The sequence below is a fragment of the Burkholderia sp. Cy-637 genome (assembly GCF_011753175.1).
Taxonomy (GTDB): domain Bacteria; phylum Pseudomonadota; class Gammaproteobacteria; order Burkholderiales; family Burkholderiaceae; genus Burkholderia; species Burkholderia gladioli.
The window spans coordinates 1-16,646 of the sequence record NZ_VWWC01000156.1 but is presented as its reverse complement, the minus strand read 5'-3'; the positions used below and the strand labels follow the sequence as shown (position 1 = coordinate 16,646).

12 protein-coding genes and 2 tRNA genes are annotated in these 16,646 nt (G+C 66.7%); 9 read left to right on the top strand and 5 right to left on the bottom strand.

What is annotated here, in order from left to right:
• Positions 1-197, bottom strand: a 197-nt coding sequence (locus F3J10_RS28410; protein WP_167243508.1) for a glycerate kinase, incomplete at its 3' end; no start/stop codon positions are given.
• 418 nt (positions 198-615) lie between these two features.
• On the opposite strand from F3J10_RS28410, the gene tig reads away from it, so the two are divergent.
• The 7 genes from tig to F3J10_RS28375 all read left to right on the top strand — a co-directional run bounded on the left by tig (position 616) and on the right by F3J10_RS28375 (position 7,583).
• Entirely contained in the window at positions 616-1,962 is a 1,347-nt protein-coding gene (gene tig, locus F3J10_RS28405; protein ID WP_025096738.1) for a trigger factor, read from the top strand.
• Between the two features lie 150 nt (positions 1,963-2,112).
• Complete coding sequence (clpP, locus tag F3J10_RS28400) at positions 2,113-2,766, top strand: ATP-dependent Clp endopeptidase proteolytic subunit ClpP (protein WP_013698348.1); 654 nt, start codon at positions 2,113-2,115, stop codon at positions 2,764-2,766.
• Between the two features lie 157 nt (positions 2,767-2,923).
• Positions 2,924-4,195: an ATP-dependent Clp protease ATP-binding subunit ClpX gene (gene clpX, locus F3J10_RS28395; RefSeq protein ID WP_025096739.1), complete on the top strand. Its 1,272-nt coding sequence runs from the start codon at positions 2,924-2,926 to the stop codon at positions 4,193-4,195.
• A 198-nt stretch (positions 4,196-4,393) separates the two neighbouring features.
• Entirely contained in the window at positions 4,394-6,811 is a 2,418-nt protein-coding gene (gene lon, locus F3J10_RS28390; RefSeq protein WP_013698346.1) for an endopeptidase La, read from the top strand.
• A gap of 244 nt (positions 6,812-7,055) precedes the next feature.
• Positions 7,056-7,328, top strand: coding sequence for an HU family DNA-binding protein (locus F3J10_RS28385; RefSeq protein WP_025096740.1), 273 nt, complete (start codon positions 7,056-7,058; stop codon positions 7,326-7,328).
• Positions 7,329-7,398: 70 nt separating this feature from the next.
• A tRNA-Val gene (locus tag F3J10_RS28380) sits at positions 7,399-7,474 on the top strand.
• Positions 7,475-7,506: 32 nt separating this feature from the next.
• Positions 7,507-7,583 (top strand) — tRNA-Asp (locus F3J10_RS28375).
• 112 nt (positions 7,584-7,695) lie between these two features.
• Here the strand turns inward: F3J10_RS28375 and F3J10_RS28370 are convergent.
• Positions 7,696-9,444: a cholesterol oxidase substrate-binding domain-containing protein gene (locus F3J10_RS28370; protein ID WP_167231167.1), complete on the bottom strand. Its 1,749-nt coding sequence runs from the start codon at positions 9,442-9,444 to the stop codon at positions 7,696-7,698.
• 484 nt (positions 9,445-9,928) lie between these two features.
• On the opposite strand from F3J10_RS28370, the gene F3J10_RS28365 reads away from it, so the two are divergent.
• Positions 9,929-11,869 (top strand): SurA N-terminal domain-containing protein, encoded by a 1,941-nt coding sequence (locus tag F3J10_RS28365; RefSeq protein ID WP_167243507.1) that lies wholly within the window; start codon positions 9,929-9,931, stop codon positions 11,867-11,869.
• A gap of 128 nt (positions 11,870-11,997) precedes the next feature.
• On the opposite strand, the gene F3J10_RS28360 is transcribed toward F3J10_RS28365, so the two are convergent.
• Positions 11,998-12,702, bottom strand: a complete 705-nt coding sequence (locus tag F3J10_RS28360) for an arylesterase (RefSeq protein WP_240155729.1) — start codon at positions 12,700-12,702, stop codon at positions 11,998-12,000.
• Here F3J10_RS28360 and F3J10_RS28355 point away from each other — a divergent pair.
• Positions 12,701-13,414, top strand: a complete 714-nt coding sequence (locus F3J10_RS28355) for an ATP-binding cassette domain-containing protein (RefSeq protein ID WP_013698341.1) — start codon at positions 12,701-12,703, stop codon at positions 13,412-13,414. The genes F3J10_RS28360 and F3J10_RS28355 overlap by 2 nt on opposite strands.
• A 77-nt stretch (positions 13,415-13,491) precedes the next feature.
• On the opposite strand, the gene pgi is transcribed toward F3J10_RS28355, so the two are convergent.
• Together pgi and F3J10_RS28345 are read right to left on the bottom strand one after the other, a co-directional pair.
• The gene (gene pgi, locus F3J10_RS28350) at positions 13,492-15,114 is read right to left on the bottom strand and encodes a glucose-6-phosphate isomerase (RefSeq protein WP_166913177.1); all 1,623 of its coding nucleotides are present in this window, start codon (positions 15,112-15,114) and stop codon (positions 13,492-13,494) included.
• A 156-nt stretch (positions 15,115-15,270) separates the two neighbouring features.
• On the bottom strand, positions 15,271-16,646 hold a 1,376-nt coding region (locus F3J10_RS28345; protein ID WP_167243505.1), incomplete at its 5' end, for an NAD(P)H-hydrate dehydratase.

The following is a 16,646-nucleotide window of genomic DNA, read 5'->3' as shown; positions in this document are numbered from 1 at the left end:
CGCGTGCCGCCGTGCGCGAGCATCGCGTCGAGCGTGCCCTCGCCGCCGTCGGCCATCGGGCAGCCGCGCACGATCGCGTCGGGCCGCGCGCGGCGCAGGCCGGCGGCGATCGCGTCCGTCACCTGTTGCGCGGACAAGGATCCCTTGAACGAATCGGGCGCAATGACGACGACAGGCGCGGACGGGAAGGGCTGCATGGTGTCTCCGGTGGAATATTCGGTTGGGGTCGCAACGTTCGCCGCGGCTGCGGCCGGGTTGCGATCGGGGTGCCCGCGTCGCCGGCGCGTGGTGCCGAGCCGGGCAGACGCGAGCTTAACAGGCCGGCGGCGCGCGGCGAATAGGCGGGACGGTATGACCGGAATCGAGGCGCGGGGCGCGCACTTTGCGCGCGAGGGCGCAATCTGGCGGCTTGGGGAAAATAGTTTGCTAGAATAGTCGATTCTTCCGGCCAAAGCCGTGCTTTTCAAGCCGCAGGCGCCGCGCTCCGCAAGGCGGGGCGGCGGTGCCGACGAATGGGAACGGCGGCGGTGCGATGACCACTGGGACTATCGCGTCGCGAGGCGGGCACGGCAAGGAAAACCGATTCGCTCGAATAATTTTAGGACGATTGAAGCCATGGCTAACGTTGTTGAAAACCTCGGCAAGCTCGAACGCCGTGTGACGATTTCCCTGCCCAAGGAAGTCGTGCAGAAGGAGATCGACGCCCGTATCCAGAAACTCGCGAAGAACGTGCGCATGCCGGGCTTCCGCCCGGGCAAGGTGCCGCTCAAGATGGTCGCGCAACAATACGCGGGCCAGGTCGAGGCGGAAGTGCTGAGCGACAAGATCGGCCAGGAGTTCTTCGAAGTCAGCCGCACCGAGAACCTGCGCGTGGCAGGCCAGCCGAGCTTCGCGCCGAAGGCCGAGGCAGTTGCCGACGCCTACGCGTTCGATGCGACCTTCGAGGTCTACCCGGAAGTGAAGATCGGCGATCTGGCCACCGCTGAGGTCGAGCGCTCGACCACCAGCATCGGCGACGCCGAGATCGATCGCACCCTGGACATCCTGCGCAAGCAGCGTGTGCACTTCCACGCTCGCGGCGAAGGCGGCGAGCATGGCGACGGCGGCACGGAAACGGCTGCCCAGAACGGCGACCGCGTGACGGTCGACTTCGTCGGCAAGATCGACGACGTCGCCTTCCCCGGCGGCACCGCCGAAGACTTCCCGTTCGTGCTCGGCGAAGGCCGCATGCTGCCGGAATTCGAGACGGCCGCGCTGGGCCTGAAGGTCGGCGAGGCTCGCGAGTTCGACCTGACCTTCCCCGAGGACTATCACGGCAAGGACGTCGCCGGCAAGACGGCGAAGTTCACGGTCACGATGAAGAAGGTCGAGTGGCCGCACCTGCCGGAAATCGACGGCGAGTTCGCCAAGACGCTCGGCATCGAGGACGGCGACACCGCCAAGATGCGCGGCGAGATCAAGGACAACCTCGAGCGCGAAGCCAAGCGCCGCACCCAGTCGCTGGTCAAGAACCAGGTGATGGACGCGGTCCTGAAGATCTCGGAGCTGGACGTGCCGAACGCGCTGGTCGAGCAGGACCAGCAGCGCCTGGTCGAGATGGCTCGCCAGGATCTCGCGCAACGCGGCGTGCCCAACGCGGCGAATGCCCCGATCCCGGTCGAGATGTTCAAGGAGCAGGCCGAGCGCCGCGTCAAGCTGGGCCTGGTGATCGCCGAGCTGGTCAAGGCCAACGGCCTGGAAGCGAAGCCCGAGCAGATCCGTGCCGAAGTCGACGAGTTCGCGAAGAGCTACGAAGACCCGAAGGAAGTGGTCCGCTGGTATTATTCGAACCAGCAGCGCCTGGCCGAAATGGAAGCGTTCGTCGTTGAAAGCAACGTCGTCGACTTCGTGCTCGGCAAGGCGAAGGTGACGGACAAGGAAGTGAGCTTCGAGGCACTGGCCAGCGCATCCGCGCAGGCTTAAGCGTCGTTTCAGCGGCGTGCCGGCTGTCGGAGCGACGGCCCGCACGCCGTTTTTGCGTCGAGGGCCGGCCCAAGGCCGGCCGGCGACGCGAAACTTCGCGCCGGCGGTCCTTTCTTCCGTTCAACATTCATTTCGGACAAGGCTCATTGCATGATCAATCGCGCTGAATTGCTGGATACGCTGGCTTCCCATGCTCCGCAGGATTTCGAGACGAAGGCGCTCGGGCTGGTGCCGATCGTGGTCGAGACCAGCGGCCGCGGCGAGCGTTCGTACGACATCTACTCGCGTCTGCTCAAGGAGCGGATCGTGTTCATGGTCGGCGAAGTGAACGACCAGACCGCGAACCTGGTGGTCGCGCAGCTGCTGTTCCTGGAGAGTGAAAACCCGGACAAGGACATCAGCCTGTACATCAACAGCCCGGGCGGTTCGGTCTCGGCGGGCCTGGCGATCTACGACACGATGCAGTTCATCAAGCCGGACGTGTCGACGCTGTGCATGGGCCTGGCGGCCAGCATGGGCGCCTTCCTGCTGTCCTCGGGCGCCAAGGGCAAGCGCTACGCGCTGCCCAACGCGCGCGTGATGATCCACCAGCCGCTGGGCGGCGCGCGCGGCCAGGCCTCGGACATCGAGATCCAGGCGCGCGAGATCCTGTACCTGCGCGAGCGCCTGAACAAGATCCTGGCCGACAACACCGGCCAGGACGTCGAGCGGATCGCGCGCGACACGGATCGTGATAATTTCATGTCCAGCGACGATGCCAAGGCTTACGGCCTGATCGACCACGTGACGGCCAAGCGTCCGTAATCCCAGCAAACGGGGTGCCGCCCCAAAACGGGCGGCGCCTCGCGCCTCGAGCATCTGCGGCAAGACCAGCGCGGCCGGCCAATACCCATGGCGACGTCATGGGCGGCTGGCCAAACGGCGTATTATGTAACTCGTGTGTCCGGAGGCTCATACATCCATGGCGGACAAAAAAGGTTCGAACAGCGAAAAGCTGTTGTATTGCTCGTTCTGCGGGAAAAGCCAGCATGAGGTGAAGAAACTCATCGCCGGCCCGTCGGTGTTCATCTGCGATGAGTGCATCGACCTCTGCAACGAAATCATCCGCGACGAGGCCGCCGCATCCGGGGTCGAAGCCAGTCTGTCGAAATCGGACTTGCCGAGCCCGCAGGAAATCCGCGAGATCCTCGATCAGTACGTGATCGGCCAGGAGCGCGCGAAGAAGATCCTCGCGGTGGCCGTCTACAACCACTACAAGCGTCTCAAGCATCTCGACAAGAAGGACGAGGTCGAGCTCTCGAAGAGCAACATCCTGCTGATCGGGCCGACCGGCTCCGGCAAGACGCTGCTCGCGCAGACCCTGGCTCGCCTCTTGAACGTGCCCTTCGTGATCGCCGACGCGACCACGCTGACCGAAGCCGGCTACGTGGGCGAGGATGTCGAGAACATCATCCAGAAGCTGTTGCAGAACTGCAATTACGAGGTCGAGAAGGCGCAGCGCGGGATCGTCTACATCGACGAGATCGACAAGATCAGCCGCAAGTCGGACAACCCCTCGATCACCCGCGACGTGTCGGGCGAGGGTGTCCAGCAGGCGCTGCTCAAGCTTGTCGAGGGCACCATGGCCTCGGTGCCGCCGCAAGGCGGGCGCAAGCATCCGAACCAGGATTTCATCCAGGTCGACACGACCAACATCCTGTTCATCTGCGGCGGCGCGTTCGACGGCCTGGAGAAGGTCATCACCGATCGCACCGAAAAGACCGGCATCGGCTTCGGCGCCTCGGTGAAGAGCAAGCAGGAGCGCGATTCGGGCGAGGTGCTGCGCGAGGTCGAGCCGGAAGACCTGATCAAATTCGGGTTGATTCCCGAGCTGATCGGCCGTCTGCCGGTGGTCGCCACGCTCGGCAAGCTCGACGAGGCCGCCCTGATGAAGATCCTGGTCGAGCCGAAGAACGCGCTGGTCAAGCAGTACCAGAAGCTGTTCGCGATGGAGCGCGTGGAGCTGGAACTGCGCCCCGACGCGCTGCAGGCGGTGGCCCGCAAGGCGATCCGCCGCAAGACCGGGGCGCGCGGCCTGCGTTCGATCATCGAGCAGGCGCTGCTCGACGTGATGTACGAATTGCCGACCCTGAAGGGGGTGAGCAAGGTCATCATCGACGACAACGTGATCGATGGCGACGGCAAGCCCTTGCTGATCTACGAGGACACGCCAAAAGTGGCGGGTTCGAATTGATCGGCTTGACTGTCTGAGGAAGCAAAAAAGCCGTTCATGGCGTCGTGAACGGCTTTTTTCGTTTAGTCTTGTGGGTAACACTGACTTCCCGCTGCACGGCGACTTTTTTACCGAATATTTCCCACGCGCTGAAGGCTTGCAATCCGTTTCGCCGGCCTCAACTACCGAACAATTGATTCCACTCATGGGGAAATGAAAATGTCAGGCACCCAACTTCTCCCGCCGGAACGCATTACGCTCCCGCTGCTGCCGCTGCGGGATGTCGTCGTTTTCCCGCATATGGTGATCCCGCTCTTCGTGGGTCGGCCGAAGTCGATCAAGGCCCTCGAGGCGGCGATGGAAGGCGGCAAGCACATCATGCTGGTCGCCCAGAAGACCGCCGCGAAGGACGAGCCGACCGAAAAGGACATGTACGAGGTCGGCTGTATCGCCAACATCCTGCAGATGCTGAAGCTGCCTGACGGCACCGTGAAGGTGCTCGTCGAAGGCCTGCAGCGCGCCCAGGCACTGTCGATCGAGGAACAGGAAACCCAGTTCTCGTGCGAAGTGCTGCCGCTCGAACCCGACCACGCCGACAGCGCCGAAACCGAGGCCCTGCGTCGCGCGATCGTGTCCCAGTTCGATCAGTACGTGAAGCTGAACAAGAAGATCCCGCCGGAGATCCTGACCTCGCTGTCGGGCATCGACGAGGCGGGCCGCCTGGCCGACACGATCGCGGCGCACCTGCCGCTCAAGCTCGACCAGAAGCAGCACATCCTGGAAATGTTCCCCGTCATCGAGCGTCTCGAGCACCTGCTCGCGCAGCTCGAGGCCGAGATCGACATCCTGCAGGTGGAAAAGCGCATCCGCGGCCGCGTCAAGCGCCAGATGGAGAAGAGCCAGCGCGAGTACTACCTGAACGAGCAGGTCAAGGCGATCCAGAAGGAACTGGGCGAGGGCGAGGAAGGCGCCGATCTCGAGGAGCTCGAGAAGCGCATCAATGCCGCGCGCATGCCCAAGGAAGCCAAGAAGAAGGCCGATGCCGAGCTCAAGAAGCTCAAGCTGATGTCGCCGATGTCGGCCGAGGCCACCGTCGTGCGCAACTACATCGACACGCTGATCGGCCTGCCGTGGCGCAAGAAGAGCAAGGTCAACAACGACCTGTCGAACGCCGAGCAGGTGCTCGACGAGGACCACTTCGGCCTCGAGAAGGTCAAGGAACGGATCCTCGAGTATCTCGCGGTGCAACAGCGCGTCGACAAGGTCAAGGCGCCGATCCTGTGCCTGGTCGGGCCCCCGGGCGTCGGCAAGACCTCGCTCGGCCAGTCGATCGCCCGCGCCACGAACCGCAAGTTCGTGCGCATGGCGCTCGGCGGCGTGCGTGACGAGGCCGAGATCCGCGGCCACCGCCGGACCTACATCGGCTCGATGCCGGGCAAGATCCTGCAGAGCCTGACCAAGGTCGGCGTGCGCAATCCGCTCTTCCTGCTCGACGAAGTCGACAAGATGGGGATGGATTTCCGCGGCGATCCGTCGTCGGCGCTGCTCGAGGTGCTCGATCCGGAACAGAACCACACGTTCGCCGATCACTACGTCGAAGTCGATTTCGACCTGTCGGACGTGATGTTCGTGGCCACCTCGAACTCGCTGAACATTCCGCCGCCGCTGCTGGACCGGATGGAAGTGATCCGCCTGTCGGGCTACACGGAAGACGAGAAGGTCAGCATCGCGCAACGCTATCTGCTGCCGAAGCAGAAGAAGAACAACGGGCTGAAGGACGGCGAGATCGACGTCACGGAAGAAGCGATCCGCGACATCATTCGCTACTACACCCGTGAAGCGGGCGTGCGTTCGCTCGAGCGCGAAGTCTCGAAGATCTGCCGCAAGGTCGTGAAGATGCTGCTGTTGAAGAAGGCGGCGAGCCCGGTGAAGGTCGATGCCGGCAACCTCGACACCTTCCTCGGCGTGCGCAAGTACGACTTCGGCCTGGCCGCGAAGGAAAACCAGGTGGGTCAGGTCACGGGCCTGGCCTGGACGGAAGTCGGCGGCGACCTGCTGACGATCGAGGCGGCGGTGATGCCCGGCAAGGGCAACGTGATCCGCACCGGCTCGCTCGGCGACGTGATGAAGGAATCGGTCGAGGCCGCGCGCTCGGTGGTGCGTTCGCGTTCGCGCCGCCTGGGCGTGAAGGACGAGGCCTTCGAGAAGCAGGACATCCACATCCACGTGCCGGAAGGCGCGACGCCGAAGGACGGTCCGTCCGCCGGTATCGCGATGACCACGGCGCTGGTGTCGGTGCTGACCGGCATCCCGGTCCGCGCGGATGTCGCGATGACGGGTGAAATCACGCTGCGCGGCGAAGTGCTGCCGATCGGCGGGCTGAAGGAGAAGCTGCTGGCGGCGCATCGCGGCGGCATCAAGCTCGTGCTGATCCCGGAAGAGAACGTGAAGGATCTCGCCGACATTCCGGACAACGTGAAGAACGCCATCGAGATCGTGCCGGTCCGCTGGATCGACAAGGTGCTCGAACTGGCGCTCGAGCGTACGCCGAGCGCGCTGCCCGAGGACGAAGCGAAGGCCGCGGCGCCGGTTGCCGAAGCCCCGAAAGATGCCTCGACGGAAGTCGTCAAGCACTGAGCGCATCCCACAGTGTGAGCTTCGAAGCATGAAGCTCCACGCAGGGAACCAACCCGCGGCCATCGCCGCGGGTTTTTTATTGGCGCTTCGTGGCGAAAGATGCATCAATCCCTTGCGCTGTCTCAGCTTCGGCGCTTGACAGGCCCGTTTCGGCTTCATTTAATGATCGACCCGGCATGTACCGGGCGACGGCCGACAACGGGGCGGCCGTCCTGACATGGGACCACTGACGAAAGGGGACGGCATGAACAAGACGGACTTGATCGACCACATCGCACGCGAGGCAGATTTATCCAAGGCATCGGCAGGACGCGCGCTCGACGCGCTGATCGCCGGTGTGGTGCAGGCGCTGGAAACCGGCGGCAGCGTCACGCTGGCCGGCTTCGGCACCTTCGAGGTGGGCGAGCGGATCGCGCGCAATGGGCGCAACCCGCAAACCGGCGAAACGATCCGCATCGAGGCGGCGCGGGTCGCGAAATTCAGGGCTGGCAAAGCTCTGAAGGATGCGCTAAACTAGCAGGCTCGCTGCTTGACGATGTCCACACGCAGTATCCAGGATGTCGGCAGGCAGGTGGCAAGCGCGAAACGGGTGCTTAGCTCAGTTGGTAGAGCGGCGCCCTTACAAGGCGTAGGTCGGGAGTTCGAGCCTCTCAGCACCCACCAGTTTCGTGATCTTGCCTGCGGTACCACACCAAGGAGCGGTAGTTCAGTTGGTTAGAATACCGGCCTGTCACGCCGGGGGTCGCGGGTTCGAGTCCCGTCCGCTCCGCCAGATTCAGTACGAAGCCCCGTGAGTTCACGCTCACGGGGCTTTTTGCTTTGGCGCGCCTCGACGACATGTTTGCCCGGGCAGCACGATCCCGTCGCCGCCCGGGGCACCGCCTTCAGGGCAGCAGTTTGTCGAGCAGCGGCGAGCTGAAGATCCGGCTCGGGTCGAGGCGATCGAGCGTGGCGCGCGCGGTATCCCAGTTGCTCGAAGCGGGCTGGCCGTCGCGATACAGGCCCGGGATGGTGGTGCCGATCATGGTGGCATCCTGCCAGGCCGCCGTATCGGTATAGCCCCAGCCCTTCGACCATTCGGGGCGCAGCGTCGCGTAGGAGCCGCTGTAGTTCGACAGCATCCACTGCTCGATCTCGCGATAGAAGCGATCCGCCGAGGGCGTGCCGGGCAGCGAGAGGATGTCGAACCACACCGCCACATCCCATTCGGCATGATCCGGGCGCGGCTTGAGCGCCGAGAGGGTCGGCGCGACCGTGCCGGCACCGATGTCGCCCGGCTGGTCGAGGCCGGTCACGCGGATCTCCACCGGGCCGTTCATCGGATACAGGCCCTGCGCCTGGTAGGCGCTCACGCGGTTCTGGTAGAACTGCACGAACTCGTTGATGGCGCGCTGCACGTCGGCGCGGCGTGTCAGCACCGCATAACCGTTGGCGGTCACCCGCAGCGTGGTCGGGCGGATGTACTGCTGCACGGTGCGCGACCAGCCCCAGATGTCGGCCGACAAGGTGAGCGCCAGGCCCGCGGTGGTGACGGCGAGCTGGGTCTGCCCGAACAGCGGCGTCAGGCTGCCGTCGCCGCCGCCGATGATGCCCTGGATCAGATCCGACAACTGCTTCGGAATCGAATCGGAGAACGGATAGTTGTATGGCTGGGTGACCGCTCGCGAGAGCAGCGGCTTGTTCGGCGCGACGGTCCAGACCTTGAGCCAGGGATTCGCGGTGAACGGAAACCAGATCGCTTCCATGCGGCCGGTCTGGTCGAGGAAGGACGCCACGGTGCGCCCGCTCGAACCGGCCGGCGCGAACAGCTCCGTCGCCGGGATGTTGGTATAGCTCTGGCATCGCAGGCGCTGGTTCGGCGCGGCGACCAGGGTTGCCTCGACGACGAAGGCGCGGCCGACGTGCGCGAGCAGGGCGCCGATGTCGGGATCGTTGCGCTGGAAGGTACGCAGCACGTATTGCTGCGAACCCGAGTCGAACACCACGGCCGTCAGCGAGACCACCAGGTTGCTCAGCGAGCCGTAGGTCTGGCCGGGCTGGCGCGTTTCGCCGGTGGCCGGCACGGCCGTGCCGTGCGCGTCGATCGCGAGGGCGCCGCCGAGCGTGATGTCGCCCGGTGCCGGCACGGCCACCAGGCCGAGCTGGCTGGCCTCGAGCGTGGCCAGCAGCGATTCGAGCGAGACGCCCGTTTGCGCCGTGACGCGCGCCGGGCTGCTCGAGGTGTCGACCGAGACGGCCGTCAGCGATTGCGTGGTGTCGAGCAGCACCAGGTTCGCGGTGCCGGCCGCCGGGTCGAGCGTGAGCGGCGACCAGTTGTGCATGTGGCCGCGCGGGCGGACCTTGTAGCCGTTCGCGCGGGCCCAGTTGACGACGTTCAGCACGTCGGCGGCCGAACGCGGCGCGGCGGTCCAGACATCCTGCAGGACGATCTCGCCGCTCCAATTCTGGAAGGCCTGCTTGTAGAGCGGCAGGTCGGCGGGGAAATTCGGCGGCGTGGCGCCGGTGGTTTGCGCGTGCGCGGCAACCTGATAGATCGGGGTCCAGCCGGCGACCACGCCGGCCGCCGCGAGTTTGGCCATGTCGGACAGGAACGCGCGACGCGGCGAGCGTTCGTCCAGGGATTTCTCGGACATTGTTTTCTCTCTTTGTTATCGATTCGCCCGATTTGCAACGAGTAAAACAAAAGGAAATCAAATCGGGCGGCCGATTATCGATTGGCAAACGGCAGTGGAATCAGGCGCGGCGTGGCCAGCCGGCAACGGCCACGCCCCTCGCGCCAGGGCGCCGTGAAGCGGGCGTCGTCGTATTGTTACTGCAAATCGATCGACGAAGAAACCGTAATTCCGAGGTTTTGATTTATTCGATGGCATGCAGGGTCGGCAGGTCGTGCTTTTCCGGGGCAAGCCGCCCGCTTTGTATTTCCAATCGATCGATATATTGCATTTTTCGTGAATGGCGACGCGGCATGTGCCGATGCACGAGCGCGTGTCACGCATGGTCGGAACCGCTGCGCCGGCGTCGATCGGCAGGTTCGGCGCGCGGTCGCCCCCCGGTTTCGCCTTTTTTCCTTGCCACTGATGTAATATCAGTCGTTTTGTCCAGCCACTTCGGTTCCGCATGCTCGATTTCTTCCGCAATCACCAGCGCCTGATGATGTTCCTCCTGCTCCTGATCGTGCTTCCGGGGCTCGGGTTCGTCGGGGTACAGGGCTTCCGCGACTTCTTCGACGACAGCGCGAATGTGGCATCGGTCGACGGACACAAGATCACGCGCGCCGAATTCGACGGCGCCTATCGCCAGCAGATCGACCAGGCGCGCCAGGCCCTCGGCGCGAACTTCGACGCCAAGCAGTTCGACACGCCCGAGCGTCGCCAGCAACTGCTCGACGGCATCATCGAGCAGCGCGCGCTGACCGACGAGGTGCGCCGCCTGCACCTGACGGCTTCCGACAACGCGGTGCGCGAAGCGCTGATGTCGAATCCGATCATCGCCTCGCTGCGCAAGCCCGACGGCTCGATCGACGCCGAGCGCTACACGCAGCTGCTGGCGATGCAGGGCATGACGCCGGACCAGTACCAGGAATCGGTGCGCTACCAGCTCTCGCAGAGCCAGTTGCCCAACAACCTGATCAACAGCGCCTTCACGCCCAAGAGCGTGGCCCAGCGCCTGACCGACCTGGCGCAGCAGCAGCGCGAGATCCAGGCGATCGTGCTGAAGCCGGCCGACTACGCCGCCAAGGTCCAGCCGACCGACGCCCAGCTCTCGGCCTACTACGACGCGCACAAGCAAGCGTTCGTTACGCCCGAGACGGCCAGCATCCAGTACCTGGTGTTCACGCCGGCCGCGGCTGCCGCCAACGCGCAGCCGTCCGACGCGGACCTCCACAAGTTCTACGAGGACAACACCGCGCGCTTCCGCACCGAGGCGCAGGTGCGCGTGAGCCACATCTTCATCGCCGCGGCGCGCAATGCCAGCGCCTCGGACAAGGCCGCCGCGAAGGCCAAGGCCGACCAGCTGCTGGCCGAGGTGACGGCCCACCCGGATCAGTTCGCGCAGATCGCCGAGAAGAATTCGCAGGACGCGCCCTCGGCAGCCAAGGGCGGCGACCTGGGCTACGTGACGCGCGGCTCGACCGCCGGCGGCCCGGCCTTCGACGATGCGGCCTTCGCGCTGAAGTCGGGCGAGCTCAGCAAGGTGGTCGAGTCGGACCTCGGCTACCACATCCTCAAGGCGACCGACGTGAAGCCGGCCGTGGTCAAGCCCTTCGACGAGGTCAAGGATTCGATCGCGACCGAGCTCAAGCAGCAGTTCGCGGCCAAGGCCTTCAGCGACAATTCGGAAGGTTTCTCCTCGCAGGTCTACGAGAAGGCCAAGAGCCTGCAGCCGGCCGCCGACAAGTACAAGCTGACGATCCAGACCGCCACCGTCACGCCGCAGCCGAACCCGGCCCTGCCGCCTGACAGCCCGCTCAACAATCCGAAGTTCCTGGCCGCCGTGTTCGCGGCGGACTCGGTCAAGAACGGCAACAACACGCAGGCGATCGACGTCGGCAACAGCACCCTGATCGCCGCGCGCGTGACGGCCGACAAGCCGGCCGCGGTGCCCGCGCTGGACGCGATCAAGGACGTGGTGCGCCAGAAGTACATCGCCGACGAAAGCGCGAAGCTGGCCAAGCAGGACGGCGCGGCAAAGCTGGCGGCGCTGCAGAAGTCGAAGTCGACCGATGGTTTCCTGCCGGCCGAGAAAGTCTCGCGCACGCAGACGCTGGGCCTGTCGCCCGAGGCGATCGCGGCGATCTACAAGGCCGACGCGAAGTCGCTGCCGGCCTATGTCGGCGTCGATCTCGGCGCGAACGGCGGTTACGCGATCTTCCGCGTCAACGCGATCGTGCCGCCCGCGCCGGTGGATCCGCAGCAACTGACCGCCGCCCAGCAACAACTGGCCCAGGTCTATGCGCAAAGCGAGAGCGAAGCCTACATGAAGGCGCTGCGCGACCGCTCGAAGGTCAAGATTTACGGCTCGCTGGGCGACAGCAGCAGCCGCAGCGACGACAACTGATCGCCGCCGCGCCTCCAGGCACCTAGCTACAGCGAAAAGCCCCGCTCGAAACCGAGCGGGGCTTTTTCTTTGGCGGCGAGGCGGGAGAGCTGCGGGGCAGGGTGACGCTCTTGCGCCTCCCGCGAGCCTCAGTGCGCGCCCGGCCCCAGCAGCGGCTTCACCACCGGCCAGACGTTGTCGAGCAGCCTGGGCTGCGCGCCCTGGTTCGGGTGGTTCTGGTCGTCCTGGAACTGGTCGGGCTTGTCCTCGAGGCCGGCCAGCAGGAAGGGCACCAGCGGCAGGCGCAGCTCCTTCGCGAGCGTGCCGTACATGGCATGGAACTTCTGCGTGTAATCGAGGCCGTAGTTGGGCGGCACGTACATGCCGACCAGCACCACCTTTGCCTTGGCCTGCTGCGCCTGCGCCACGATCGCGCGCAGGTTCTGCTCGGTGGTGGCCAGCGGCACGCCGCGCAGCGCGTCGTTGGCGCCGAGTTCGACGATCAGGATCGAGGGCTTCAGGCGCGTGAGCACGGCGGGCAGGCGGGCCCGGCCGCCGTTGGTGGTGTCGCCGCTGACGCTGGCATTCGCGACGCTATAATCGATTCGCTGATCGGCGATGCGCGCGCGCATCAGGGCGACCCAGCCCGTGTCGCGCGGCAGGCCGTATTCGGCGGACAGGCTGTCGCCGAGCACCACGATGTTGGGCTTGGCCGCGCTGGGTGAGGTAGCCGCGGGCGCGGCCGCCTGCGTGGCTGCCTGCGCGGTGGCACCGAGGCCGCCGAACCCAGCCGTGGCGACCACGGCGATCACGACGGCGCGCAGGCCGTCTTTCCAGGAATCACTCTGCTTCATGCTCAAGATGACGGAACCGATCATTGAAGTTCGACAAGTGGCGAAACGGGTGGCCGATGCGGCCGGCGAACTGACGATCCTCGACGGCATCGACCTGACGGTGGCGGCAGGCAGCAGCCTGGCGATCGTCGGCGCCTCGGGGTCGGGCAAGTCCACCTTGCTCGGCCTGCTTGCCGGCTTGGACAGCGCGACCGAGGGCACGGTTCGCCTGCTCGGCCGGGATCTGCAGGGGCTCGACGAGGACGCGCGCGCGGCGCTGCGCAGCGGCTCGGTCGGCTTCGTGTTCCAGTCCTTCCAGTTGATGCCGCATCTCACCGCGCTCGAGAACGTGATGCTGCCGCTCGAACTGCGCGGCGGCATCACGGCGCGCGAGGCGGCCGAGCGCGCGCGCCGCCTGCTCGAGCGTGTCGGGCTCGGCGCGCGCACCGGCCACTACCCGAAGCTGCTGTCGGGCGGCGAGCAGCAGCGCGTCGCGCTGGCCCGCGCCTTCGTCACCGATCCCGCGATCCTGTTCGCCGACGAGCCGACCGGCAGCCTCGACGCCGCCACCGGCCACGCCGTGATCGACCTGATGTTCGAGCTCAATCGCGCGCAGGGCGCGACGCTGGTGCTGGTCACGCACGACCCGGCGCTCGCGCGCCGCTGCGGCACGGTGATCACGCTCGACGGCGGGCGCATCGTCGCCGATGCCACGGAGCCGAGCACGAACTGAACTCGCGGCGCGACGCATCTCGTCCTGTCCACGAACAAACGGCCGGAAATCCCGGCCGTTCGTATTTGCGTCGCCGCTCAGCGCTTGAGCGCCGCGCGGGCCCGCGCGATCAGCGCCGAGGTCGAGGAATCGTGCTTGGCGGGATCGACGTCGGCCGCGGTGAGATCGGCCTCCACCACCTTGCCGAGGATCTTGCCGAGCTCGACGCCCCATTGATCGAAGGGGTTGATGTTCCAGACCGAGGCCTGCACCAGCACCTTGTGCTCGTAGAGCGCGATCAGGGCGCCCAGCGTGCGCGCGGTGAGCGCATCGACCAGGATGGTGCTGGTCGGGCGGTTGCCGGGGAAGCTCAGGTGCGGCGCCAGCTCGGGCTTGTCCGGGCCGGCGATCTTGCGCGCTTCCTCCAGCGTGCGGCCCAGCATCAGCGCCTCGCTCTGCGCGAAGCAGTTGGCCAGCAGCTTCGGGTGATGGCTGGCCAGCGCGTGCTCGGGCGTGAGCACCGCGATGAAGTCGATCGGCACGATGGTCGGGCCCTGGTGCAGCATCTGGAAGAAGGCGTGCTGGCCATTGGTGCCCGGCTCGCCCCAGGTGACGGCCGAGGTCGGGTAGTCGACGAAGGCGCCGTCCAGGCGCGCCGACTTGCCGTTGCTCTCCATCTCGAGCTGCTGCAGGTACGAGGGCAGGAAGTGCAGCGCTTCCGAATACGGCGCCACCAGGTAGCTCTGCGAGCCGAAGAAGTTGCGATACCAGATGCCGATCAGGCCGAGCAGCACCGGCAGGTTCGCTTCCAGCGGCGCTTCGCGGAAATGGCGGTCCATCTCGTCGGCGCCGGCCAGCAGCTCGTCGAACTGCTCGGGCCCGATCGCGATCATGATCGACAGGCCGACCGCCGACCACAGCGAATAACGCCCGCCCACCCAGTCCCACATCTCGAACACGTTGTGCGCGTCGATGCCGAACTTGACCACTTCCTCCGGGTTCGCCGAAACGCCGACGAAGTGTTTCGCCAGCGCGTTCTCGGGGCAGCCGTGCGCGAGCAGCCAGTCGCGGGCCGAGCGCGCATTGGTCATGGTCTCGAGCGTGGTGAAGGTCTTCGAGACCACGATCACCAGCGTTGCCTCGGGATCGCAGTGCTCCAGCGCGCGGGAGAGATCGGCGCCGTCCACGTTCGAGACGAAGGCGCAGGACAGCTCGCGGGTGGCGAGGTGGTCGAGCGCGTGCACCACCATCTTCGGGCCGAGGTCCGAGCCGCCGATGCCGATGTTGATCACATGGCGGATGCGCTTGCCCGTGTAGCCGGTCCAGCGGCCGTCACGGACCTGCTCGGCGAAGGCGGCCATCTTCTTGCGCTCGGCCAGCACCTGCGCGTGGAAGGGCGCATCGGGCGAACTCGCGCGCAGCGCGGTGTGCAGGGCGGCGCGCCCTTCGGTCGGGTTGACCACCTCGCCGGCGAACATCGCGTCGCGCCGCGCCTCGACGCCGGCCTCGCGCGCGAGCTGCACCAGCAGCTTCAGCGTCGCGTCGGTGATGCGGTTCTTCGAGAAGTCGATCGCGAGGCCGCCGCCCGCCACGGTGAAGCGTTCGGCGCGCGTCGGCGCGGGATCGTTGGCGGGGGCGAACCAGTCGCGCAACTGCGCGTCGCGGATCTCGTCGTAGTGCGATTGGAGGGCGGACCAGGCGGGGAGCGAATTCAGCGTCATATCGGTTCTGGCGAAACTGTCGTGACTTGGAAGGCGTGGGCGGCGGGATGCGCCGCTTGCCGGCGGACTACCGGGGACTGCGAAAGCCGCGCGCGCTGTGCTCGGCATCGATCGTGAGCGGATCGAGCGCGCGCGGGGCCATCCAGTATAACGGCCTCACCGCGGCGACGGCGCGAGGCGAGAGTAAAAGTGACGGTTCAGCAGCCGGCGCACGGCCGGCGCCAGTTCCCCGGCGGCCAGGCCCACCGGGCCGGCGCCGAGCGTGCTCAGGCAGTCGGCCGCCAGGCCATGCAGGTAGACGCCTGCCAGCGCGGCTTCCCAGGCCGGCAGGCGCTGCGCCGCGAAGGCCGCGATCAGGCCGCCGAGCACGTCGCCGGTGCCGCCGGTGGCGAGCGCGGCATTGCCGGTCGGGTTGACGGCCACGCGCCCGGCCGGCTCGGCAATCACCGTGCCCGAACCCTTGAGCACCGCGATCGCGTGGAAGCGCGCGGCCAGCTCGCGCGCGGCGGCGAGACGCTCGCCCTGGACCTCGGCGGTGCGCGCGCCGAGCAGCCGCGCCGCTTCGAGCGGATGCGGGGTCAGGATCGATACGGCGTGACGCACGCCGCGCTTGACCAGGGCCGAGTTCAAGTCGGCATGCGCGGCGACCAGGTTCAGCGCATCGGCATCGATGACCAAGGGCAGGTCGAGCGCGAGCACCTCGCGCAGCGTCTCGATCGCGCGCTCGCGCGTGCCCAGCCCGCAGCCGATGCCGATCGCGCTGAGCCCTTCGGGGTTCAGCGAGCGCGCCGGATGCAGCATCAGTTCGGGGAAGGGCGGGTCGTAGGGCGGGGCATCGTCGCCGAGGAAACCGACATGCACCTTGCCCGCGCCGGCATGCAGCGCGGCGCGCGCGGCCAGGATCGGCGCGCCGCACATGCCGGTGTCGCCGCCGACGATCGCCACGCTGCCGAAGCTGCCCTTGTGCGAGGCGGCCCCGCGCGCGGGCCAGCAAGGCGCGAACAGGGCCGGCGCGTTGAGCGTGGCCGACGGCCGGGCCGGCGCCGCGTCGAGCGTGTCGACCGCGATCTCGCCGGCATGGTCGCGGCCGTCGCCGAAATACAGACCCGGCTTGGCGGCGATGAAGCTCAGTGTGTGGGTGGCCGTGACGGCGGGGCCGTCGCCGACGCGTGCGCCGCTGTCGGCATCGATGCCGCTCGGCACGTCGAGCGCGAGCACGCGCCCCAGGCCACGCGAGCGCGCCGACAGCAGCTCGGCGAGCGCCGCGAAGGGGCCTGCCACGGGCCGCGCAAGGCCGATCCCGAACAGGCCGTCGACGCACCAGCCATAGGCGTCGAGCGAGGCGGGCGGCTCGGGCGAGATCGGCACGCCGGCCTCGCGCGCGAGCGCCAGCGCCCAGGGCGCGTCCTCGGGTTTCGGCTCGACCGGCAAACAGACCTCGACCTGCACGCCGAGCCGCAGCAGCTCGACGGCCGCGACCAGCGCGTCGCCGCCGTTGTTGCCGGGGCCCGCCGCGAGCCAGACCGGGCGCG